We start from the raw sequence: 24,191 nt of genomic DNA on the forward strand, positions 1-24,191 counted from the left end.
GCGCGGAACGGGAGCAGTTGCTGCGGGTGTGGCAGGGCGCCCGGCCCGAGGCGCCCGCCGCGACGTTCCCGGCGTTGTTCGAGGCGCAGGTGGCCCGTACCCCGGACGCCCCGGCGGTCGTGTCCGACGACGGTTCGCTGTCGTACGCGGAGCTGAACGAGCGGGCCAACCGGCTCGCCCACCACCTCATCGGGCGGGGCGTGGGCCCGGAGCGGATCGTCGCCCTGCTGCTGCCGCGCTCGGTGGACATCGTCGTGGCCCGGCTGGCGGTGATGAAGGCGGGCGGCGCGTACGTGCCGGTGGACCCGGACTACCCGGCCGACCGGATCGCCTACATGCTCGAGGACGCGGAGCCGGTGCTGGTCGTGACGACCGGCCACGAGGCGGACCGTGTGCCCGAGTCCGCGACGGCAGGCCGGGTGGTCCTGGACCGGCTGGACCTGGCCGCCGAGCCGGTGACGGACCCGGTGGACACGGACCGGCCGACGGAGCTGACCGTGGATCACCCGGCGTATGTGATCTACACGTCCGGCTCGACGGGACGTCCCAAGGGCGTGGTGGTCTCCCACCACGGCCTGGCGGCCTTCGCGACGGTGCTGGCCCAGCGGTGCGCGGTCGGTCCGCGGAGCCGGGTGCTGCAGTTCTCGTCGCCGAGCTTCGACGCCTCGGTGCTCGAACTCTGCATGAGCCTGCCGTGGGGCGCGGCCCTGGTGGTCCCCCCGCCCGGCCCGCTGGCCGACGAGGCGCTCGGCCGGGTCCTCGCGGACCGCGCCATCACGCACGCGCTGATCCCGCCGGCCGCACTGGCCACGGTCCCCGCCATGGACCTGCCGGACTTCCGGACGCTGATCGTGGGCGGCGACGCCACCGACGCCGCCCTGGTGGACCGCTGGGCACCGGGCCGCCGCATGGTGAACGCCTACGGCCCGACCGAATCCACGGTCGTGGCGACGCTCAGTGAACCGCTGGTCGCGGGTACGGGTGTCCCGGCCATCGGCCGGGCCGTCGACGGTACGAGCGTCTTCGTGCTGGACGCGGCGTTGCGGCCGGTCGCCCCGGGTGTGGCGGGAGAGCTCTATCTCGCGGGCGAGCAGCTGGCCCGCGGCTACCTGGGGCGCGCGGCGCTGACCGCCGAGCGCTTCACGGCCTGCCCGTACGGCGGGCCGGGCGAGCGCATGTACCGCACCGGCGACCTGGTGCGGTCCTCCGAGGACGGGACGCTGGAGTACCTGGGCCGCGCCGACGACCAGGTGAAGCTGCGCGGCTTCCGGATCGAACTCGGCGAGATCGAAACCGCGCTCACGGCCTGTGCGGGTGTCGACCGGTCCGTCGTCCTGGTCCGTGAGGACCGGCCCGGCGACAAACGGCTCGTCGCCTACATCGTCCCCCGCGACGTCCAGGGCCCGCCGGTCGAGCCCCGAGCGCTGCGCGAGCAACTGGCCGCCGGGCTCCCCGAGTACATGGTGCCGTCGTCCTTCGTCGTTCTCCGGGAACTCCCGCTCACCGCCAACGGCAAGCTGGACCGCAAGGCGCTGCCCGCGCCCGAGGAGGCGGCCGGCGGCATGGGCCGTGCCCCGCGCACCCCGCAGGAGGAGATCCTCTGCGGCTTGTTCGCGGAGATCCTCGGCCGCCCGTCCGTCGGGGTGGACGACAGCTTCTTCGACCTGGGCGGCCACTCCCTCCAGGCCACCCGCCTGGTCAGCCGCGTGCGGTCCGCGTTCGACGCCGAGCTGCCGCTGCGCAGCCTCTTCGAGTCGGCCACCCCGGCCGGGCTCGCCGCCCTCCTCCAGCGGTCCGCGGACGGCCGTCCGGCCCTGGAGTCCCGGCCGCGGCCGACCGAGGTCCCGCTCTCCTTCGCCCAGCGGCGCCTGTGGTTCCTCGGCCGCTTCGACAACACCGGTGCCGGCTACAACATCCCGCTCGTGCTGCAGCTCGACGGCGACCTGGACCGGCAGGCCCTGAGTGAGGCGCTGGCCGACGTCGTCGCCCGGCACGAGAGCCTGCGTACCGTCTTCGCCGAGACCGACGGCCGCCCGCACCAGGTCGTTCTGCCCCCGTCCCCGGCCGCTCCGCTCCTTCCCGTCGCCGCCACCGACGACGACCTCGACGACCGGCTCGCCGACGCCGCGTCCCTTCCGTTCGACCTGGCGGCCGAGACCCCGCTGCGGGCCGCCCTCTTCGCCCTCGACGAGCGGCGGCACGTCCTGCTGCTCCTGCTGCACCACATCGCGGGCGACGGCTGGTCGCTCGCGCCGCTCGCCCGCGACCTGTCGGCCGCCTACGCCGCCCGCAGGGTCGGCGAGGCCCCCGCGTGGGAGCCGCTGCCGGTGCAGTACGCCGACTACAGCCTCTGGCAGCACGAGCTCTTCGGCGACGAGGACGACCAGGACAGCGTCGGAGCACGTCAGATCGCCCACTGGAAGCAGGTCCTGGCCGACCTGCCGGAGGAGCTGGCGCTGCCCGTCGACCGTCCGCGCCCGGCGCAGGCGAGTCTGCGGGGCGACGTCGTCGCCTTCTCGCTCACTCCGAAGCTGCACCGGGGGCTCGTCCAGCTGTCCCGCGACAGCCGCTGCAGTCTCTTCATGGTCCTCCAGGCGGGCCTCGCGGCCCTGCTCGACCGGCTCGGCTGCGGTGAGGACATACCGATCGGCACCGCTGTCGCGGGCCGCACGGACGAAGCCCTCGACGACCTCGTCGGCTGCTTCGTCAACAACCTGGTGCTGCGCACCGACACCTCCGGCAACCCGACCTTCCGGGAGCTGCTGAGCCGGGTCCGCGAGACGGACCTCACCGCCTACGCCCACCAGGACGTCTCCTTCGACCGGCTCGTGGAGGTCCTCAACCCGGGGCGTTCCCTCGCCCGGCACCCGCTGTTCCAGGTGATGCTCACGCTGCAGAACACCGAGCGGGCCGCCCTGGAGCTCCCCGGCCTGAGCGTCGAACCCCGCGCGGTGCAGACCCACTCGGCCCGTTTCGACCTCGCGCTGGAGCTGGGTGAGAAGCGCGGCGCCGACGGCAGCCACGACGGACTCGACGGCATCGTCGAATACAGCACCGATCTCTTCGACCGGACCACTGTCGAGAAGCTCACCACCCGCTTCGTCCGGCTGCTGGAGGCCGTGGCCGCGGACGCGGACCGCACCATCGGCCGGATCGACGTCCTCGGCCCCGTCGAGCGGCACGAACTCCTCGTACGCCGCAACGACACCGGTCACGAGGTGCCCGTCACCACCCTGAACGGTCTCCTGGCCGAGCAGGCGGCCCGCACCCCGGACGCGTCGGCCCTCGTCTTCGAGAACACCACCCTCACCTACGCCGAACTCGATGCCCGCGCCAACCGCCTCGCCCGCCACCTCGTCGCCGAGGGGGTCGGGCCGGAGGGGACGGTGGCCGTGGCGGTGCCGCGCTCCCCCGAGCTCGTCGTCGCGCTGCTCGCCGTCCTCAAGGCCGGCGCCGCCTACATGCCCGTCGACCCGGACTACCCGGCCGACCGCATCAGGCATCTGCTCACCGAGGCGACGCCCGCCCTGCTGCTCACGGTCGCGGCGGCCGCGCTCCCCCAAGACCCGGACCTCCACATCCCCCGGCTGGCACTGGACGACGCGGCACTGCTCGCCCGACTCGAGGCGCTCGACGCCTCACCGCTGCCGGACACCGCCCGGCCCGACAACCCGGCATACGTCATCTACACCTCCGGTTCCACCGGCCGCCCCAAGGGTGTGCCCGTGCCGCACCGCGGCATCGTCAACCGGCTGCTGTGGATGCAGGACCGCTACGGGTTGCGCGCCGACGACCGGGTACTCCAGAAGACGCCGTCCGGCTTCGACGTGTCGGTGTGGGAGTTCTTCTGGCCGCTGATCACCGGCGCCACCCTGGTGCTGGCCCGTCCCGAGGGCCACCGGGACCCGGTCTACCTGGCCGGGCTGATCCGCGCCAAACGTGTCACCACGCTGCACTTCGTGCCGTCCATGCTCCAGGCCTTCCTCGCCGAGCCGGCCGCGGCCGGATGCGGGGAGTCCCTTCGCCGGGTGATCTGCAGCGGCGAGGCCCTCACCGGCGACCAGCGCTCCCGCTTCCTCGAGCTGTTCGACGCCGAGCTGCACAACCTCTACGGCCCGACGGAGGCATCCGTCGACGTCACCCACTGGACCTGCGAGCCCTCCGAGGGGGCACGCTCCGTCCCGATCGGCCACCCGGTGTGGAACACCCGGGTGTACGTGCTGGACGCGACGTTGCGGCCGGTCGCCCCGGGTGTGGCGGGAGAGCTCTATCTCGCCGGCGAGCAGCTGGCCCGCGGCTACCTCGGACGTGCGGCGCTGACCGCGGAACGCTTCACCGCCTGCCCGTACGGCGGGCCCGGCGAGCGCATGTACCGCACCGGCGACCTGGTCCGCTGGGGCTCCGACGGGGCCCTGGAGTACCTGGGCCGCGCCGACGACCAGGTCAAGCTGCGCGGCTTCCGGATCGAACTCGGCGAGATCGAGTCGGTGCTCGTCTCCCACCCGGCGGTCGCCCAGGCGGCCGTGCTGGTCCGCGAGGACCGGCCCGGCGACAAGCGGCTCGTCGCCTACACCGTCCCCGGCGCCACCCCCGCACCGGACGCGAACACTGCCCCGGAGGCGGACAGCGGCGCGCTGCGCAGGCATCTGGCGGCCGCGCTGCCCGAGTACATGGTGCCGTCGGCCTTCGTCACCCTGGACGCCCTGCCGCTCACCCCCAACGGCAAGCTGGACCGCAAGGCCCTGCCCGCGCCCGAGGTACAGGGCGGGGAGCCCGGCCGCGCCCCGGCAACCGCGCAGGAGGCACTGCTGTGCCGCCTGTTCGGGGAGATCCTCGGACTCGACGCCCCGGCAGGGGCCGACGACAGCTTCTTCGAGCTGGGCGGTCACTCCCTGCTGGGCACCCGTCTGATCAGCCGGATCCGTACCGAGGCCGATGTCGAACTGCCCATCCGGGCCCTGTTCGAGACGCCCACCCCGGCGGGGCTCGCCCTCCTGCTCGGCGACGCCCGACCGGCCCGCAGGGCCCTGTCCCGGGGACCGCGCCCCGAGCACCTGCCCGTTTCGTACGCGCAGCAGCGGCTGTGGTTCCTCAGCCGTTTCGAGGGCCCGGGGGCGACCTACAACCTGCCGGTCGCGGTGCGGCTCACCGGTGTGCTCGACCCTGCCGCGCTGGGCGCGGCCCTGCAGGACGTGGTCGGCCGCCACGAGGCGCTGCGCACCGTCTTCCGGGAGTTCGGCGGCAGCCCGGTGCAGCTCGTCCTGGACGGGGCGGCGCCCCGGCTGGACATCGTCGAGGTCCGCGAGAAGGAGCTGCGGGCGGCGCTCGACGCGACCGCGGCGCGCGGTTTCGACATCTCGACCGATCTGCCGCTGCGGGCGACGCTGTTCCGGGTCGGCGAGCAGGAGCACGTACTGCTGCTCGTGCTGCATCACATCGCCGCCGACGGATGGTCCATGGGTCCGCTGGCGCGTGATCTGTCGGTGGCCTACGCGGCGCGGTGCCGCGGTGAGGCACCGGCCTGGAGCGAGCTGCCGGTGCAGTACGCGGACTACGCGCTGTGGCAGCGGGAGGTCCTCGGCTCGGAGAGCGATCCGACCAGCGTGGTCTCCGGCCAGCTGGAGTTCTGGCGCCAGGCGCTGGCGGGGCTGCCGGAGGAGCTGTCCCTCCCGGTGGACCGGCCGCGTCCGGCGCACGCCTCCTACCGCGGGGACGTGGTGCCGTTCGTGCTGGACGCCGAGGTGCACGCGGGACTGGCCGCGCTGGCCCGGGAGTCCGGCGCGAGCCTGTTCATGGTCCTGCAGGCCGCCGTCGCGGTGTGGCTGGGCAAGCTGGGCGCGGGCACGGACGTGCCGCTGGGCACCCCGGTCGCCGGGCGCACCGACAGCGCGCTGGACGACCTGGTCGGCTTCTTCGTCAACACCCTGGTGCTGCGCACCGACGCGTCGGGCGATCCGACCTTCCGGGAACTGCTGGGCCGCGTGCGGGAGACCGACCTGGAGGCGTACGCGCACCAGGACATCCCCTTCGAGCGTCTCGTCGACCTGGTGACTTCGGAGCGCTCGCTCTCCCGCCACCCGCTCTTCCAGGTCATGCTCACCCTGCAGAACGCGGGTGGCAGCGACCTCGAGCTGCCCGGTCTGACCGTACGGAACGAGGACGCCGACACGGGCGCGGCCAAGTTCGACCTCTCCCTGACCTTCGGTGAGCGCAGGGTCGACGACGGTTCGCCGGCCGGGCTGGACGGATTCGTCGACTTCGCCCTGGACCTGTTCGACCGGGCCACGATCGAGACCTTCATCGGCCGGCTGGAGCGGGTGCTCCGGGCGGTGGTGGCCGACCCCGACACCCGGGTCGGCACCCTGGACGTCCTGTCCGCCGGGGAACGCACCGACATCCTCACCACCTGGAACGACACCACCACCCCGGTCCTCACCGGCACCCTGCCCGAACTGTTCCAGGCCCAGGCGACCCGCACCCCCTCGCACACCGCCCTGCTCGACGCGGGCGGCGAGACCCTCACCTACACCCAGCTCAACCAGCGCGCCAACCGCCTGGCCCGGCACCTGATCGGCCACGGCGCCGGACCCGAGCGCGTGGTCGCCCTCGTGCTGCCCCGCTCCGTGGAACTCCTCGTCGCGGAACTGGCCGTCCTCAAGACGGGCGCCGCGTTCCTGCCCATCGACCCGGCACACCCCGCCGAACGCATCGCCTACACCCTCGACGACGCCGACCCGGTCCTCGTCCTCGCCCGCGACCTGTCCCAGCTGCCGCACACGACGACCAACGCACGCACCGTCCTGCACCTCGGGGACCTCCCGCCCGGCGACCACGCACTCCACGACGCCACCGACCTCACGGACGCGGACCGGCTGTCGCCGCTGAAGGTGACCCACCCGGCCTACGTGATCTACACCTCGGGCTCCACCGGCCGCCCCAAGGGCGTCGCCGTCACCCACACCGGCGTCGGCAACCTCGCCTCCGCCCAGATCGACCGCTTCGCCATCACGAGCGACAGCCGCGTGCTGCAGTTCGCCTCCCCCAGCTTCGACGCCTCCATCTCCGAGGTCTTCTCCGCCTGGCTGTGCGGCGCCACCCTGATCACCGCCACCGCCGAGCACCTGCGCCCCGGCCCCGACCTCGCCCACACCGCCCGCCACCTGCACGTCACCCACGCCACCATCCCCCCGCCGCCCTGGCCGCGATGGACCCCACCGACCTGCCCGGACTGACCACCCTGGTCGTCGCCGGCGAGGCCGTCCCCGCCCAGGTCGTCGCGGACTGGGCACCCGGCCGCCGCATGATCAACGCCTACGGCCCCACCGAAACCACCGTCTGCGCCACCATGAGCACCCCGCTCACCGGCACCCGACCGGACACCGTGCCCATCGGCACACCCCTGACCAACACCCGCGTCTACGTCCTCGACGCCGCCCTGCGCCCCGTCCCCCGGCGTCACCGGCGAACTCTACGTCGCCGGCCCCGGCCTGGCCCGCGGCTACCTGGGCCGCCCCGAGCTGACCGCCGAACGCTTCACCGCCTGCCCCTACGGCACCCCCGGCGAGCGGATGTACCGCACCGGCGACCTGGTCCGCTGGACCGCACCCGGCGAACTCACCTACCTGGGCCGCACCGACGACCAGGTCAAGCTCCGCGGCTACCGCATCGAACCCGGCGAGATCGAAGCCGCCCTCCGCCACCAGGACGGCATCCGCCAGGCCGCCGTCACCGTCCGCGAGGACCGCCCCGGCGACCGCCGCCTGGTCGCCTACATCACCACCGACCCCCACACCCCCGCCGACCCGGCGACGCTCCGCGACGCCCTCCGCACCACCCTGCCCGAGCACATGGTCCCGGCCGCGATCGTCACCCTCGACGCCCTCCCCCTGACCGTCAACGGCAAACTCGACCGCACCGCCCTCCCCACACCCGACATCACCGCCACCGGTGCGGGCCGGACTCCCCGGACCGTTCAGGAAGCGCTGCTCTGCGACCTGTTCGCCGAGGTGCTCGGGGTGGAGACCGTCGGCATCGACGACGGCTTCTTCGACCTCGGAGGGCACTCCCTGCTGGCCACCCGTCTCGCGAGCCGCGTCCGGGACGAGCTCGGCGTGGAGCTGCCGGTGCGCAGCGTCTTCGAGCACCCGACCGTGGCCGCGCTCGTCCGGCAGCTCGGCTCGGCGTCCGGGGTACGGCCCCCGGTGCGCGCGGTCGAACGCCCTGCGGAGGTTCCGCTCTCCTTCGCCCAGCGCAGACTGTGGTTCCTCGGTCACTTCGACGGGCCCAGCGCCGCGTACAACATCCCGCTGGCGTTGAGCCTGACCGGCGACCTGGACCGGGAGGCTCTCGCCGCCGCGCTGCGCGACGTGGTCGACCGGCACGAGAGCCTGCGGACCGTCTTCCCCGACACCGACGGGCGCCCGCGCCAGCTGGTGCTGGAGGCCGCTGCCCTCGGTCTCGGACTGCCCGTCACCGAGGTCACCGAGGCCGAACTGCCCGGCGCGCTGAGCGCCGCGGCCGGCCACGCCTTCGACCTGACGGCCGATGTGCCGGTGAAGGCGGACCTCTTCGCCCTCGCTCCCGACCGGCATGTGCTCCACCTGCTGGTGCACCACATCGCCGCCGACGGCGCCTCGCTGGCGCCGCTGGCCAGGGACCTGTCCACCGCCTACGCGGCGCGCCGCCTGGCACGGACCCCCGACTGGGAGCCCCTGCGGGTGCAGTACGCGGACTACACGCTGTGGCAGCGGGACGTGCTGGGCAGCGAGGACGACCCGGACAGCAAGGTCTCGGCTCAGTTGGAGCACTGGCGTACCGCTCTCGCGGAGCTCCCCGAGGAGCTGACGCTGCCGACCGACCGGCCGCGGCCCCAGCGTTCCTCGCACCGCGGCGGCCTGGTCCCGCTGGAACTCGACGCCGAGCTGCACGCCCGGATCGCAACGCTGGCACGCCGCACCGGTACCAGCGTGTTCATGGTGCTCCAGGCGGCCACCGCCGCCCTGCTCACCAAGATGGGGGCCGGCACGGACGTCCCGATCGGCACCCCGGTCGCCGGACGGACCGACAGTGCCCTCGACGACCTCGTGGGCTTCTTCGTCAACACGCTGGTGCTGCGCACCGACACCTCCGGCAACCCGACCCTCCGGGAGCTGCTGGCACGGGTCCGGGACACCGACCTCGCTGCCTACGCCCACCAGGACGTTCCGTTCGAGCGGCTCGTGGAGGTCCTGAACCCGGAGCGCTCGTCGGCCCGGCACCCGTTGTTCCAGGTCAACCTGACCTTCCACAACCAGGCCGCCGCCGCGGACGGCCTGGACCTGCCCGGACTGACGTTCGGTGGTCACCCGGTCGAGCACAACGTCGCCAAGTACGACCTGGCACTGAGCCTCACCGAGCAGCGGACTCCCGACGGTTCGACCGCGGGGATCACGGGTGCTCTGGAGTTCGCCGTCGACCTCTTCGACACGTCCACGGCCGGCAGCCTGGTCGAGCGCTTCGTCCGACTGCTGTCCACCTGGACCGAGGAGCCCGACCGTGCACTCGGCGACGTGCACGTTCTGGACGCTGCCGAGTGGGATGCCGCTCTCGCCGGCGTGGGTGCGGTGGTGGACCAGGCCGGCACGGACAAGCCGTCGCTGGCGGAGCTGTTCGAGGACCGCGCCGCCGGCACACCCGACGCGGTCGCCGTGGTGTGCGGTGACCGGTCGGTCTCGTACCGCGAGTTGAACACCTCCGCGAACCGGCTGGCACGCCGCCTGATCGCCACCGGTGCCGGACCCGGCCGGTACGTCGGCCTGGCCCTGCCCAGATCCATCGACCTCGTCACCGCGCTGCTCGCCGTCCTCAAGTCCGGCGCCGCCTACGTGCCCATGGACCCCGACTACCCCGCCGACCGCCTGGCCCACATGGTCGCCGACTCCGCCCCCGCCCTGGTGGTCACCACCTCCGCGGTGGACCTCGCGGGCGTCGACTGCGGCACCGCCACCGTCCTCGTCCTGGACGACCCGCACGTGCTGTCCGACGTGGCCGCCCTGCCCGGCACCGACCTCACCGACGCCGAACGCGGCGGCCCGCTCTGCGCCGGCTCCGCCGCCTACGTCATCTACACCTCCGGCTCCACCGGCCGCCCCAAGGGCGTGGTGGTCCCCCACGGCAACGTGGTGCGCCTCTTCACCGCCACCGACCCCTGGTTCGGCTTCGGACCCGACGACGTGGGGACCCTCTTCCACAGCTACGCCTTCGACTTCTCCGTCTGGGAGATCTGGGGCCCGCTGCTGCACGGCGGCCGCCTCGTGGTCGTGCCCTTCGAGGTGTCCCGCTCACCGGAGGACTTCCTGGCCCTGCTGGCCGACCAGAAGGTCACCGTCCTCAACCAGACGCCCTCCGCCTTCTACCAGCTGATGCGCACCGACGCCGACCACCCCGACCTGGGCGCACGCCTGGCCCTGCGCTACGTGATCTTCGGCGGCGAGGCGCTCGACCTCTGGCGCCTTCAGGAGTGGTACGACCGCCACCCCGACCACGCCCCCCGCCTGGTCAACATGTACGGCATCACCGAGACCACCGTCCACGTCACCCACCGCGCACTGGATGCCGAAGGCGCCGCCTCGGCGACGGCCAGCCTCATCGGCCGGCCGATCCCGGATCTGCGGGTGCACGTCCTCGACGCGCACCTCGCTCCGGTCCCCGCCGGTGTCGTCGGTGAGATGTACGTGGCCGGCGCGGGCCTGGCCGACGGCTACCTGGGCCGGCACGCCCTGACCGCCGAGCGCTTCGTCGCCGACCCGTACGGCCCGCCCGGCAGCCGGATGTACCGCACCGGCGACCTGGCACGCCGCACCAGGGACGGTGACCTGGAGTACCTCGGCCGCGCCGACCACCAGGTCAAGATCCGCGGCTTCCGCATCGAACTCGGCGAGATCGAGGCCTGCCTCGCCTCGCATCCGCAGGTCGGCCAGATCGCCGTCGTCGTCCGGGAGGACCGGCCGGGCGAGCGCAAGCTCGTCGGGTACGTCGTCCCGGAGGCGGAAGAGCGGACCGAACCGGAGGAACTGCGCAAGCACCTGCGTACGCAACTCCCCGAGTACATGGTGCCGTCGGCTTTCGTCACGCTCGACGCCCTGCCGCTGACCTCCAACGGCAAGCTCGACCGGAAGGCGCTGCCCGCTCCCGACTTCGCCGCGGCGGCGGGAGGCCGCGCGGCGCGGACCGAGCGTGAGGAGCTGCTCTGCGGCCTGTTCGCGGAAGTCCTCGGACTGCCCACCGTCGGCGTGGACGACGGCTTCTTCGACCTGGGCGGCGACTCCATCGTCTCCATCCAGCTCGTCGCCCGCGCCCGCAGGGCCGGACTGCTGCTGACCCCGCGCGACATCTTCGAGCACAAGACGGTCGAGGCGCTGGCCACCGTCGCCGCCGTCGTCGACCGCACGACCGACGAGGGACCGGACGCCGGGATCGGGACCGTCGGGGCGACGCCGATCGTCCGCTGGCTGGAGGAACGCGGCGGCCCCGTCGACCGCTTCAACCAGTCGATGCTGCTCCAGGTCCCCGCGGGTGCGTCGGCCGGGCATCTGACGGCCGCGCTGCAGACGCTGCTGGACCACCACGACATGCTGCGGGCGCGGCTGACGCGCGGCGCCGGCGGCTGGTCGCTGGAGGTTCCGGACCGTGGCACGGTCGACGCGGCCGACCTGCTGCACCGGGTGGCGCTGCCGTCGGGCCAGGTCCGGGCCGAGACGCTCGCCGAAGCCCTGGAGGAGCACGCCACCGCGGCGTGGGACCGGCTCTCGCCCGAGGACGGCGTCATGGTCCAGGCGGTCTGGTTCAACGCCGGCCCGGACCACCCGGGTCGGCTGCTGCTGATCGCCCACCACCTCGTGGTCGACGGCGTCTCCTGGCGGGTCATCACCCCCGATCTGGCCGCGGCGTACCAAGCCCTGGCCGGTGGCGGGAAGCCGGTGCTCGAACCGGTGCCCACGTCCTTCCGTACCTGGGCCCGCCTGCTGAACGAGGAGGCCCACAAGCCCGCACGCGTCGGTGACCTGAGCCGCTGGACGACGATGCTGGCCGATGCCGAGCCGCTGCTCGGCGAGCGTCCGCTCGATCCGGCGCGTGACACCCAGGCGACCGCGCGCACCCTCACCCTGTCCCTCGCCCGCGAGCACACCGAACCGTTGCTGACCTCCGTCGTCTCCGCGTTCCACGCCGGGGTGAACGACGTGCTGCTGACCGGATTCGCGCTGGCCGTGGCCGAGTGGCAGGAGAGCCGGGGACGCAGCACGCGGGGTGTCCTGGTGGACCTCGAGGGCCACGGCCGGACCGGACCGGGCGGCGACACCGCCTGCGACCTGTCGCGCACGGTCGGCTGGTTCACCGGCATCCACCCGGTGCGCCTGGAGACCGGCCACCAGGACTGGGAGCAGCTCACCGCCACCGGCTCGGGCGCGGGCAGGGTGCTCAAGCAGGTCAAGGAGCAGCTGCGGGCGGTGCCCGACAACGGGCTCGGCTACGGGCTGCTGCGCTACCTCAACCCGAACACCCGGACCGTCCTCGCCGAACTCGCCCCGCCGCAGATCGGGTTCAACTACCTGGGCCGGCTCGGCGGGGGCGGCGAAGCGGCCGAGGCCGCGGACTGGGGCCCGGCCCCCGAGTCGGGCGGGCTCGGCGGCGGCTCCGACGACGCCATGCCGCTCGCGCACCCGCTGGAGGTCAACGCCTTCACCCAGGACGGCCCCGAGGGTCCGCAGCTCGTGGCCACCTGGACCTGGGCCGGGGAACTCCTCGGCGAGGAGGACGTGGCGGGGCTGGCCGAAGGGTGGTTCCGCATGCTCCGCATGCTCGCCGAGCACGCGGCCGCTCCCGAGGCCGGCGGCTGGACGCCTTCCGACCTGCCGCTGGTGTCACTGAGCCAGCACGACATCGACGGCCTCGGTGACGACCTCGATGACGACTTCGACGACGAGTTCGAGGACGACTTCGACGGTTCTGACGCGTCCGACGGTCACCAGGACCGAGGGACGCGGCACGACCAGCACGACAACGGACACGACGACGCCGATGCCGGCACCAACTGGAGGAACCGATGACCAAGCCGGCGATCGAGGACGTACTCCCTCTGTCACCTCTGCAGGAGGGGCTGCTGTTCCACGCGCTGCTCGACGAGCAGGAGATGGACGTCTACACGGTGCAGCTGGTGCTGGAGCTGACCGGCATCGTGGACACCGAGCGGATGACGGCCGCCGTCGCCGCGCTCGTCGCCCGGCACACCAGCCTGCGCGCCGGCTTCCGGCACGAGGGCCTGGAGCGCCCGGTGCAGGTGATCCGCAGCCGGGTCCGACCGCCCTACCGGGAGGTCGACCTCGGCGGACTGCCCGAGGACGAGCGGCCCGCCGCGCTGGAACGGGCCCTGGCCGAGGACCGCGCGCGCCGCTTCGACCTGAACCGGCCGCCGCTGGTGCGCTTCACCCTGGTGCGCCTCGGCGAGCGCGAGCACCGGCTCGTGGTGAGCAACCACCACATCCTGCTGGACGGCTGGTCCACACCGCTGCTGGTCAGCGAGCTGTTCACCCTGTACAGGCAGCACGGCGACCCGTCCGGGATGCCGCACGTCACGCCCTACCGCGACTATCTGGCGTGGGTGGCCAAGCAGGACCGGACGCAGAGCGAGCAAGCCTGGCGCGAGGTACTCGGGGACGTCTGCGAGCCCACCCTGCTGGCTCCCGCGGACCCGTCCCGCCGGCCGATCCGGCCGCGCCACCACACGCTGGACCTGTCCGAGGAGTTCACCTCCGCGCTGGCGGCGCGGACCCGCGCGAACGGTCTGACGCTGAACACCGTTCTGCAGGGTGTGTGGGGGCTGCTGCTGAGCCGCCTGACCGGCCGGGACGACGTCGTCTTCGGCGGTACGGTCTCCGGGCGCCCGCCGGAGCTGCCCGGTGTGGAGCACATGATCGGGTTGTTCATCAACACCCTGCCGGTCCGGGTCACCCTCGACCCCACCGAATCGCTGGCGGGGCTCCTGGCCCGGCTGCAGAAGCAGCAGTCCGGCCTCATGAGCCACCAGCAGCTGAGCCTCACCGAAGTACAGTCCCTCGGCGGTTGGAAGGAGGGTGTCGGCGAGCTGTTCGACACGCTCACCGTGACGGAGAACTACCCCGTCGACCCGTCCGCGCTGGCGGCCGAGGACCCGGGCGACCCGGACGAGCTGCGGGTCACCGGGCTGGTGGGGGAAGACGCCAACCACTACCCGATGAGTCTCGCGGCCGTCCCCGGCCCCCGGCTCCACCTGCGGCTGAGCTACCGGCCCGACCTGTTCTCCGACGAGACCGTGCGGCTGATGGGCGGACGTCTGGAGGCGCTGCTGCGAGCCGTGGTCGAGGACCCGGAGCAGGCCGTCGGCCGGCTGGACGTTGTCTCCCCGCAGGAGCACCGGCGGCTCGTCGACGAATGGAGCCGCGGCGGCGACGGGCCGCGGGCCCGGACCTTCCCCGAGCTGTTCGAGGAGCAGGTGCGCAGCACCCCGGACGCCGACGCCGTCATCGCGCCGGGGGTTCTGCTCCGTTACGCCGAGCTGAACGAGCGGGCCAACCGGCTCGCCCGGCTGCTGGTCGCGCGCGGGGCCGGGCCGGAGAAGATCGTCGCCCTGCTGCTGCCCCGGTCGGTGGACATCGTGGTGGCGCAGCTCGCGGTGCTCAAGTCCGGGGCCGCCTACCTGCCGGTGGACCCGTCCTACCCGGCCGAGCGCATCGCGTTCATGCTCGACGACGCGGCGCCGGTACTCGCCGTCACCGTCTCCGGTGTCACCCTGCCGCAGGGCACGCTGTCGGCCGGGCTCCCGGTGCTGCGGCTGGACGACCCGGCCGTCACCGGGGAACTCGCCGCGCTGCCGGCCCACGACCTGGCCGACTCCGACCGCTCCACCGCGCTGCTGCCCGGTCATCCCGCGTACGTCATCCACACCTCCGGTTCCACCGGCAGGCCCAAGGGTGTGCAGGTGCAGCACAGCGGGCTGGCCGCCTTCTCCGCCGCGGTGGCGGAGGGGTTCGCCGTGGACGGCACGGCCAGGGTGCTCCAGTTCGCCTCCCCGAGCTTCGACGCCTCGGTGCTGGAACTGTGCTCCGCGCTGCCCGCCGGGGCCGCGCTCGTCGTGCCCCCGCCCGGCCCGCTCGGTGACGAGGCCCTCGCCGAGGTGCTGCGCGAGCAGCGGGTGACCCATGCCCTGGTGCCGCCGGCGGCGCTCGCCACCGTGCCCGTGGAAGGGCTGCCCGATTTCCGCTCCCTGGTCGTCGGCGGTGACGCCACCGGCGCCGAACTCGTGGACCGCTGGGCGCCGGGCCGCCGGATGGTCAATGCCTACGGGCCGACCGAAGCCACCGTCGCGGCCACGCTCAGCGAGCCCCTGACCGCGGGGTGCGGCACTCCGCCCATCGGTCGGCCGGTCCGCGGCACCAGGGTCTATGTACTGGGCGATACGCTGCGCCCTGTTCCCGTCGGCGTGCCGGGTGAGCTGTACGTGGCCGGGGACGGTCTGGCCCGCGGCTACCTGGGCCGTGCGGCACTGACGGCCGAACGGTTCACCGCCTGCCCTTACGGCGGGCCCGGCGAGCGGATGTACCGCACCGGGGACCTGGTCCGCTGGACCGACGAGGGCACGCTGGAGTACCTCGGCCGCGCCGACGACCAGGTGAAGATCCGCGGCTTCCGCGTCGAACTGGGCGAGATCGAGTCGGCGCTCGCCGCGCTGCCCGGTGTCGGCCGTGCGGTGTCGGTGGTGCGGGAGAACACCGGGGGCGACCGGATGATCGTGGCCTACGTCGTTCCGGCGGACCCGGCCGGACCGGCGGGCTGCCTGGAGCCGGACGCGCTGCGGGCCGGTCTGGCCGGCACGCTCCCCGAGTACATGGTGCCCGCCGCGTTCGTGCGGCTGGACGAGGTTCCGCTGATGCCGAACGGAAAGCTGGACCGCAGGGCGCTGCCCGACCCCGAGTTCACCGGGGCGCTGGGCAGCGGGGCGCCCCGTACCCCCGAGGAGGAGGTGCTCTGCGGTCTGTTCGCCGAGGTGCTCTCGCTGCCCAGGGTCGGCGTCGACGACAACTTCTTCGATCTCGGCGGGCATTCGCTGCTCGCGACCCGGGTGATCAGCCGGGCGCGGGCCGCGTTCGGCGTGCGGCTCTCGGTGCGCAGCCTGCTGGAGAACCCGACCGTGGCCGCACTGGCCGCCGAGCTCACCGCCGGCTCCGACCACGACCCGTTCGACGTGCTGCTGCCCCTGCGGCCCGGCGGCTCGAAACCGGGCGTGTTCTGCCTGCACCCCGGGGCCGGTATCGGGTGGGGCTACTCGGGACTGCTGCGGCACATCCCGGCCGACCACCCGATCTACGCGCTCCAGGCGCGAGGTCTCGCCCGCGACGAGGAACTGCCCTCCTCCATCCAGGAGATGGCCGACGACTACCTCGACCGGATCCGCAGCGTCCAGCCGTCCGGTCCCTACCACCTGGTGGGCTGGTCCCTCGGCGGAATCCTCGCGCACATGATCGCCACCCGGCTCCAGGAGGCGGGCGAGCAGGTCGGGCTGTTGGCCGTGCTGGACACCGACCCGGACATCCCCTCCGAGGAGCACGCGGATCTCGCGTACGACGAACAGGACGTGCTGGCCACGCTGTTGGACCTCAGCGGCCGGACAGGGGACCGCGACCCGACCGAGCCGCTGGTGTACGAGCGGGTGATGGAGGTCCTGCGGGCCGGGGACAGTGCACTCGCCGGCCTGGAAAAGCGCCATATCAGCGCGCTCGCCCGTGTTGGCACCAACATGTCGAGGAGCATCATCCACACGTACAGCCCTGATCTACTGGGCGTCGTCCGTGGCGATGTCATGCTGACCGTCGCAGGCCGGGACCACGCCTCCCCGCAGGCGATGGCCGCGGCGTGGCGGCCCTTCGTGGAGGGGCGGGTCGACATCCAGGTCGTCGACTGCGGGCACAACGAGCTGACCCGGCCGGGGCCGATCGGCGAGATCGGCCGGGCACTCGCCGCGCAGTTGCGCGAGCTCCGGTGAACCGCCGGAGCATCACCGTACCGACGACCCGCCACAGCGCACCCACTTGGAGCAAGCCCCTATGACCAGCGCCACCGAGGCACTGGGCGGAGCCGACGTCGAGGCCCATGAGCTCGACAGCTTCGACCTGACCGATCCCCGGACCTATCAGACGACCGACGTCCACGCCATGTGGCGCCGGTTCCGCGCCGAGAGCCCGGTACACCGTCATCCGGCGACAGCGGCGGGACCCGAATTCTGGGTCCTGTCCAAGTACGACGACATCATGAAGGTGTACAAGGACGACGACAACTTCACCTCCGAGCGAGGGAACCTGCTGGTCACGCTGTTGCACGGCAGTGACTCCGCGGCGGGCAAGATGCTCGCGGTCACCGATGGCCCCCGGCACGCGGCGATCCGCAAGCTGATGCTCAAGTCGTTCTCGCCGCGCGCCCTGCGGCACATATCGGAGCAGGTCGTGCAGCGCACCCGCACGCTCCTCAAGGACGCGGTGGAGCGGGGCGAGGCGGACTTCGCGCGGGACGTCGCCGAGCACATCCCGATCGCCACCATCTGCGACCTGCTGGGCGTCCCCGAGTCGGACCGCGCCTTCCTGCTCGGCCTCAACAAGCAGGCCCTCAGCTCCAGTACGGCCAGCACCAGTGCCGAGGAGTCCTGGCTCGCCCGCAACGAGATCCTTCTGTACTTCGGCGAGCTCGCCGAGGAGCGCAGGAGGAACCCGGTCGACGACGTCATCAGCGTGCTGGCCACCGGCGAGATCGACGGAAAGCCGCTCGACGAGGACGAGGTCGTCCTGAACTGCTACAGCCTGATCATCGGCGGCGACGAGACCAGCCGGCTGTCGATGATCGGCGGGGTGCAGGCACTGATGCGTCACCCGGAGCAGTGGAACGCGTTGAAGCAGGGCGAGGTGACGGTGGAGAGCGCTGTGGAGGAGGTGCTGCGGTGGACGACTCCGGGCATGCACTTCGGCCGCCGGGCGCTGCGGGACGTCGAGATCGCGGGGCAGCGGATCGCCGCCGACGACATCGTCACCCTGTGGAACACCTCCGCCAATCGGGACGAGGACGTCTTCGACGCCCCCGAGACGTTCGACCTGGCACGCACCCCCAACAAGCACGTGTCGTTCGGCTACGGGCCGCACTTCTGCCTCGGTGCGTTCCTCGGCCGTGTCGAGATCAACGCCATGCTCGACGGACTGCGCACCGTGGCGGACCGCATCGAGCCCAACGGCCCGGTGGAGCCGGTGTTCTCCAACTTCCTCAGCGGCCTGGAGAGCCTGCCCGTCCACTTCGACGCGGACCGTACAGGGCTCGCCCAGTGGAGCTGAGGGACGTTCGCTGCGCCCCCGGGTCCTGATGAGAAGGAAGAGGAAGACGATGTCGAAGGCACGAGAGGATGCCGCCTCGGCGTCCGAGGTCCCGATTTCCCGATGGGAGCGGGCCGTTGGGTACTGCGCGGTGATCGCCGGGCTCGCCTACGCCCTGCCGCACCTGTGGTGGGGGCTGGGGATCATGATCGCCTACCCCGACACCCCCGAGTCGGTGCCGGACGTGGCCTGGCAGCGCATGGTCGCCTTCTGGGGCATGGGGGCGGCCTCCACTCTCGCCGCCCTCGCGACCACCGCCCTCTTCCGGCCCTGGGGGGACTTCTTTCCCCGGTGGCTCCGCATCGGGGCGGGCCTGATCGGCGGCACCGGGCTCGCTCTGTGGGGACTCGGCTACGGATACCTGCGGTTCTTCGTCGCCGTCGGCAGGGTCGAGCCGAGCGCGGAAGTGGCCGCCTCCTTCGGTCCCTGGAACTTCTACTGGTATCCCGTGTTCTTCATCTGGGGCGCGTCGCTGGCACTCGCCGCACTCCACCTGCGCCACCGCCCCCGCCGTCTGTCCGCCCCCGGGGCCGACGTCCCGCAGTCGGACGGACGGAACCGAAGGGCCCCTTCAACGATCGAGGTGAAGCCGTGACGAACGCCATCGAGGCGGAGGGCCTCCGCAAGAGTTACAAGGGCCACGAGGCGCTGAGCGGGGTGTCCCTCTCCGTGCCCGAGGGAACGGTTCTCGGACTGCTCGGCCCCAACGGTGCGGGCAAGACCACCACCGTCCGCATCCTGGCCACCCTGCTGCGGCCCGAGGAGGGCAGGGCGACGGTCGCCGGATTCGACGCCCTCAAGCAGCCCAAGGAGGTGCGCCGCCGGATCGGCCTCACCGGCCAGTACGCGGCCCTCGACGAACGGCTCACCGGCCGCGAGAACCTGCGGCTCGTCGGCACCCTGCTGCACCTGGGCAAGGGCCCGTCGCGCCGCAAGGCGGACGAGTTGCTGGAGCGCTTCGAACTCTCCGACGCCGCCGACCGGGTGGTACGGACCTACTCCGGCGGCATGCGCAGGCGGCTGGACCTGGCGGCCAGCCTGATGGTCGACCCGCCGGTCCTCTTTCTCGACGAGCCGACCACCGGACTCGACCCCAGCAGCCGGCTCGTCCTGTGGGGGATGATCCGGGAGCAGGTGGCCAAGGGCGTCACCGTCCTGTTGACCACCCAGTACCTGGAAGAGGCTGACCAGCTCGCCGACCGCATCGTGGTGATCGACTCCGGCAAGGTGATCGCCGATGGCACCGCCGACCAGCTGAAGCAGAAGGTCGGCACCGAGCGCCTCGAGGTCGCCGCGCTCGCCGTCGAGGACACCTCCCGGGTGGTGGCCGCGATCGGCGCCCGGCTCGCGACCACCCCGTCCGTCTCCGACGACGGCCGCACCGTGTCGGTGCCGCTGCCCGACGGCATGGGCGGAGTCGCCGCCGCAGCCGCGGCCGTGGAGGAACTCGGCATCGAAATAGCCGAGTTCGCCGTCCGGCGCCCTTCGCTCGACGACGTTTTCATGACGCTGACCGGCCAGACGGCCAGGGAGAGGAATTCGGCGTGACCGAGACACTGAGTGACGTACGGGCGTTGGTGGGCCGTCACTTCCGGCACATCTACCGCATACCCGAGCAGCTGATCAGCGTCACCATCATGCCGATCGCCTTCGTGCTGATCTTCGGCATGCTGTTCGGCAGTGCCATGACGGTGGAGGGCGGCAGCTACCAGGAATACATCATGGCGGGCATCTTCATCCAGGTGATGATGGCCAACATCTCCCAGACCGCCCTGGGCGTTGTCGGGGACCTGAGTAACGGCCTGGTGGACCGCTTCCGTTCGCTGCCGATCTCCCGCTCCGCGGTGCTGATCGGCCGTACCACCGCGGACATGGCGCTCGCCGCCTGGTCCTGCGTCCTGATGGCCGGTGTCGGCTATCTCATCGGCTGGCGCATCCACAACGGACTGCCCAAGGCCCTCGCGGCGTTCGGGCTGCTGCTCCTGCTCGGCTTCGCCATGTCGTGGCTCGGCGCGCTGCTCGGTCTGGCGCTGCGCAGCACCGAATCGGTCAACGCCCTGGCGTTCATGGCGATGATGCCGCTGGTGTTCCTGTCCAACGCGTTCGTCCCGCCCGCCGGACTGCCGACCTGGCTGAGGGTCGTCGCCGAGTGGAACCCGGTCAGCATGGTGGTCACCGCCTGCCGGCAGCTCTTCGGCAACCCCACCGTGGGCGTCGGCACGGGACTGCCGGCCGAGCACCCCATCGCGATGTCGCTGCTCCTGATCGGTGTCATCCTCGCCCTGGTCGTACCGCTGTCGGGCCGCGCCTACAGCACGGCGACCGCCCGCTGAGGGCACCCGTGCACGCACAACGCCCGGCCGGAGTTCCCCGGCCGGGCGTTGTGCGTGCACGGCGGCGCCCCGAGCTACGTGATCATGGACAATCTCTCCGCGCACAACGGAGCGAAGATCCCCGCCTGGGCGAAGAAGCACAAGGTCGAGCTGTGCTTCACCCCGACCAACGCCTCCTGGGCCAACCCGATCGAGGCGCACTTCGGACCGCTCCGGCAGTTCACTCCCACCAGCTCGCACCATCCGAACCACACCGTCCAGACCCGGGCCCTGCACGATTGCCTGCGCTGGCGCAACGCCCACGCCCACCACCCCGACGCCCTCGCCGCCCAACGACGCGAACGCGCCCGCATCCGCAGCGAGAAGGGCATCCGCCGGGGCGGACGCCCCCTCACCATCGCAGCCTGACTCCTCCCGGCGCTGCGGTCACAGCGGCAGACAGCCGGACCGTCGATCACCTGACCTGTGCGGCGATGGTCCGCGCACACTCCATCGCCTCCGCATGCGCGGTGTCCACCTCCAGGTCATAGGCCACGCCCCGGTGGACCACATCCGCCTGGGACGCAGCCATCCCGGTGGTCCGATCGCCTCGTGCGACCTCACGGCCTGCGGCCACCGCAGCGTCACACCGGACGCCGACCCACAGCACCCGCGATTCGCCCAAGGCTTTCCGCCATCGCTGCTGCGAGTCCGCTCCGCCGAGGAAGACCTCATCGACGATGACCCGGGCGCCGGCACGGACCATCGCGGCGACCCCCTCGATCCATGCCGCTTCCAGCGTTCGGAACTCCGGCCCGACGATCACCTCCCCGTCCGGAGCGAACTCGATCCCGCCATCCGACGCCTGCATGGACGCCGGCATCGCGTCAACCAGCGTGTCGGTCCCCAGGGCCAGCCACGGATCCGGCAGGACTGCCTGCAGACACCGAACGATCCCGGACTTCCCCGAGCTGGAACCACCGTTGAGAACGATCACCTGAGTCATCACCGCGCCACAGTAGAGGCACCGGGGCAAGTCTCGAAACGGATTTCCGCGAACTCTGCACCGCCTGCCACAACCTGGTGAACTTTCCCGGTCAGAGCACTGGCGCGCGTAGGCGGACAGTCCGCGTGGACAGCGGGCGCACGTAGGCGGCGAGCACGCGTGGACAGCAAGTCCGCGTAGGTGGCGACGGAGTTCGGCGGCTACGGCCTCCGGGGGCGCCGGTGCGGGCCGAGAGACCGGCACGTTCCGCAGCCGACCCGGTCCCGGGCGCCCGCCGAACGGGGCACCACCGCTGCGGACTTCGCCTCCTGTCCGCCCCCGTTCCTGCCCAACATCGCGCGGACGGCGGTCCGCTGTACCGGGACGGAGCCGAACCCGCGGGGCGCGGGGCGGGGCCCGCGGTCGTTCCGGCTGGCTCGAGCCGCGGACGTACGGCGAGCCCGGGGGCTCAGGGGGCCGGGGTCAGCGGCGGCCGTGGGAGAGCGAGAACAGCACCCGCAGCGTCAGCACCGAAGCGACGAGCAGCAGATTGCACCCGAGCACCTCGAACAGTCCGACCGACGGGGTGATCTCCGGCCCGCCGGGCGTCTGCAGCAGCATCACCCCGACCACCCCGGCCGCACCGCCGCTGAAGGCCAGCAGTACGTCGTGGACGATTCCACGGACGAAGTCGCGGTCACGTTCGTCGGCCAGCACCCGGACGTTCACGCTCAGCCGTCCCTGCTCCAGGGCCTCCGTGAGGCGGTCGACCCGGCGCGGCAGGCGGCGCAGGACCGGCAGCAGCGTGAGCATCTCGTCCGTGGCCGCACGTCCGAGGCTCCCCGGGGTCAGCTTCCGCCGGACCTGGGAGGTCGCGAACCGGCGGGCCTCGGCGATGATGTCGTAGTCGGGGACCAGCCGGTCGAGGGACACCTCCAGGGTCGACAGGGAACGGAACACGGCGGCGATCTCGCCGGGCACGACGAGCCCGTACTTGGTCACCAGCAGGAACAGCGCGGCGAACATGTCCCGGTCCGGCCGGGTCCCGGGAGCCAGGTGCCGGGCCATGAACCGGCCCAGGTCACGGGTGAGCCGGTTCTCGTCGGCCGGTTCCGGCCGGTGCTCCAGCAGTTCCAGCAGCGCATCGCAGAGGGCCTGCTGGTCGTTGCGGTGGATCGCGACCAGCAGGTCGCGCAGCGCCGAACGCAGCACCCGGTCGATCCGGCCTGCGCAACCGAAGTCCAGCAGTCCCAGTCGTCCGTCGTCCAGCAGCATGATGTTGCCCGGGTGCGGATCGGCGTGGAAGACGCCGTCGGTCATGATCTGCGCGAGGAAGCAGTCCAACAGGGCTCCGGCGAGCGCCGTCCGGTCCCATCCGCGGGCGTCGGCGGACTCGGCCGCCTTGTCGAGCGTCACCCCGTCCAGCCACTCCACCACCAGCACGCGGGCGGTGGTCAGACCGTCGTGGACAGCGGCGATCTTCACCGCCGGGGCCGGATCCTCCGACGGGTGCTGTCCTGCTTCGGCCTCCCGCGCGGCGGCGATCTCCCGGGTGTTGCGGGCCTCGGTGCGGAAGTCGAGTTCCTCCCGGAGGGAGGCGGCGAAGCCCCGGACCAGTCCGGTGACTCCGACGGAGCGGCCCCACGCGGTGCGTTCGCCGGTCCTGCGGGCGATCCGCAGGAGGATGTCCAGATCGCGTTCCACCACCTGGCGGGCCCGGGGGCGCTGCACCTTGACGGCGACCACCCGGCCGTCACACAGCCGCGCCCGGTGCACCTGGGCGACGGAACCGGCCGCCAGCGGCACGGTGTCGAACTCGGCGAACACCTCGCCCGGCGGGGCTCCGAGGTCCTTGGTGAGCACCTGCTCGATGTCGTCCCAGGGCTCGGCGGCCGCCGTGCACTGGAGCAGGCTCAGTTCGTCGATGAACTCGGTGGGCAGCAGGTCGTAGCGGGTGGAGAGCACCTGGCCGAGTTTGACGAAAGTGGTGCCCGCCTCCTCCAGGGCCATCCGCAGGGCGCGGGCGTGTTCCGTCCGGGTGGCGCTCGTCGCCGGGCGGGTCAGGCCGGACAGCCGCGGGAGGCGGCCCAGCCCGTGCCGGAGGGCGATCCGGCTCAGCTCCGTGAAGCGCCGGGTGCGCGCCACCCGGCGCTTCACGGAGCGGGGCCAGCGGACGATGCCGCCGACCAACCCGCTGGGCACCACTGCCTCGGACAGGGCCAGGAACGTCATGGCGGCCAGCAGGGCGCAGCCCACCTGGACGGTCACCAGCGCGGTGCCCGCCGCGGCGGGCCCCATCGCGGAACTCACCAGTCCGGTGGTGAGCAGTCCGGTGCATCCGGTCAGCAGGAAGCGCAGCACGCCGATCCGCAGACCGAGCAGCCTGCGCGCCCCGAAACCGAGTACCACCAGACCGAGGGCGATGGTGCCCACAGCGGTCAGGGCGATGACGAACGCGGTCAACGTGAGGAG

The 24,191-nt window shown here is 72.4% G+C and carries 8 protein-coding genes and 3 pseudogenes; 9 read left to right on the forward strand and 2 right to left on the reverse strand.

Annotated elements, in window-relative coordinates:
* Positions 1-47 precede the first annotated feature (47 nt).
* The 9 genes and pseudogenes from WJ438_RS08540 to WJ438_RS08580 form a co-directional block, all read left to right on the forward strand.
* Positions 48-4,991 (forward strand): annotated as a pseudogene (locus tag WJ438_RS08540) (amino acid adenylation domain-containing protein); the annotation flags it as partial.
* 69 nt (positions 4,992-5,060) lie between these two features.
* Positions 5,061-7,396 (forward strand): annotated as a pseudogene (locus tag WJ438_RS08545) (condensation domain-containing protein); the annotation flags it as partial.
* Between the two features lie 172 nt (positions 7,397-7,568).
* Entirely contained in the window at positions 7,569-13,085 is a 5,517-nt protein-coding gene (locus WJ438_RS08550; RefSeq protein ID WP_406724675.1) for an amino acid adenylation domain-containing protein, read from the forward strand.
* A complete protein-coding gene (locus WJ438_RS08555; RefSeq protein ID WP_406724676.1) occupies positions 13,082-17,053 on the forward strand; it encodes an amino acid adenylation domain-containing protein in 3,972 nt (1,323 codons plus the stop codon). The genes WJ438_RS08550 and WJ438_RS08555 overlap by 4 nt, the downstream gene beginning before the upstream one ends.
* Before the next feature lie 61 nt (positions 17,054-17,114).
* Entirely contained in the window at positions 17,115-18,383 is a 1,269-nt protein-coding gene (locus WJ438_RS08560) for a cytochrome P450 (protein WP_406724677.1), read from the forward strand.
* Between the two features lie 49 nt (positions 18,384-18,432).
* On the forward strand, positions 18,433-19,017 hold the full coding sequence (locus tag WJ438_RS08565; RefSeq protein WP_406724678.1) for a DUF3995 domain-containing protein: 585 nt from the start codon (positions 18,433-18,435) through the stop codon (positions 19,015-19,017).
* Positions 19,014-19,970, forward strand: a complete 957-nt coding sequence (locus WJ438_RS08570; protein ID WP_406724679.1) for an ATP-binding cassette domain-containing protein — start codon at positions 19,014-19,016, stop codon at positions 19,968-19,970. Before WJ438_RS08565 ends, WJ438_RS08570 begins: the two co-directional genes overlap by 4 nt.
* Positions 19,967-20,755, forward strand: coding sequence for an ABC transporter permease (locus WJ438_RS08575; protein ID WP_406724680.1), 789 nt, complete (start codon positions 19,967-19,969; stop codon positions 20,753-20,755). Before WJ438_RS08570 ends, WJ438_RS08575 begins: the two co-directional genes overlap by 4 nt.
* Before the next feature lie 63 nt (positions 20,756-20,818).
* Positions 20,819-21,163 (forward strand): annotated as a pseudogene (locus tag WJ438_RS08580) (transposase); the annotation flags it as partial.
* Between the two features lie 46 nt (positions 21,164-21,209).
* Here the strand turns inward: WJ438_RS08580 and cpt are convergent.
* Together cpt and WJ438_RS08590 are read right to left on the reverse strand one after the other, a co-directional pair.
* A complete protein-coding gene (gene cpt / locus WJ438_RS08585) occupies positions 21,210-21,740 on the reverse strand; it encodes a chloramphenicol phosphotransferase CPT (protein WP_406724681.1) in 531 nt (176 codons plus the stop codon).
* Positions 21,741-22,202: 462 nt separating this feature from the next.
* Positions 22,203-24,182, reverse strand: coding sequence for an ABC1 kinase family protein (locus WJ438_RS08590; RefSeq protein ID WP_406724682.1), 1,980 nt, complete (start codon positions 24,180-24,182; stop codon positions 22,203-22,205).
* Positions 24,183-24,191 lie beyond the last annotated feature (9 nt).

It is taken from the genome of Streptomyces sp. GD-15H (assembly GCF_045291515.1).
Classification (GTDB): domain Bacteria; phylum Actinomycetota; class Actinomycetes; order Streptomycetales; family Streptomycetaceae; genus Streptomyces.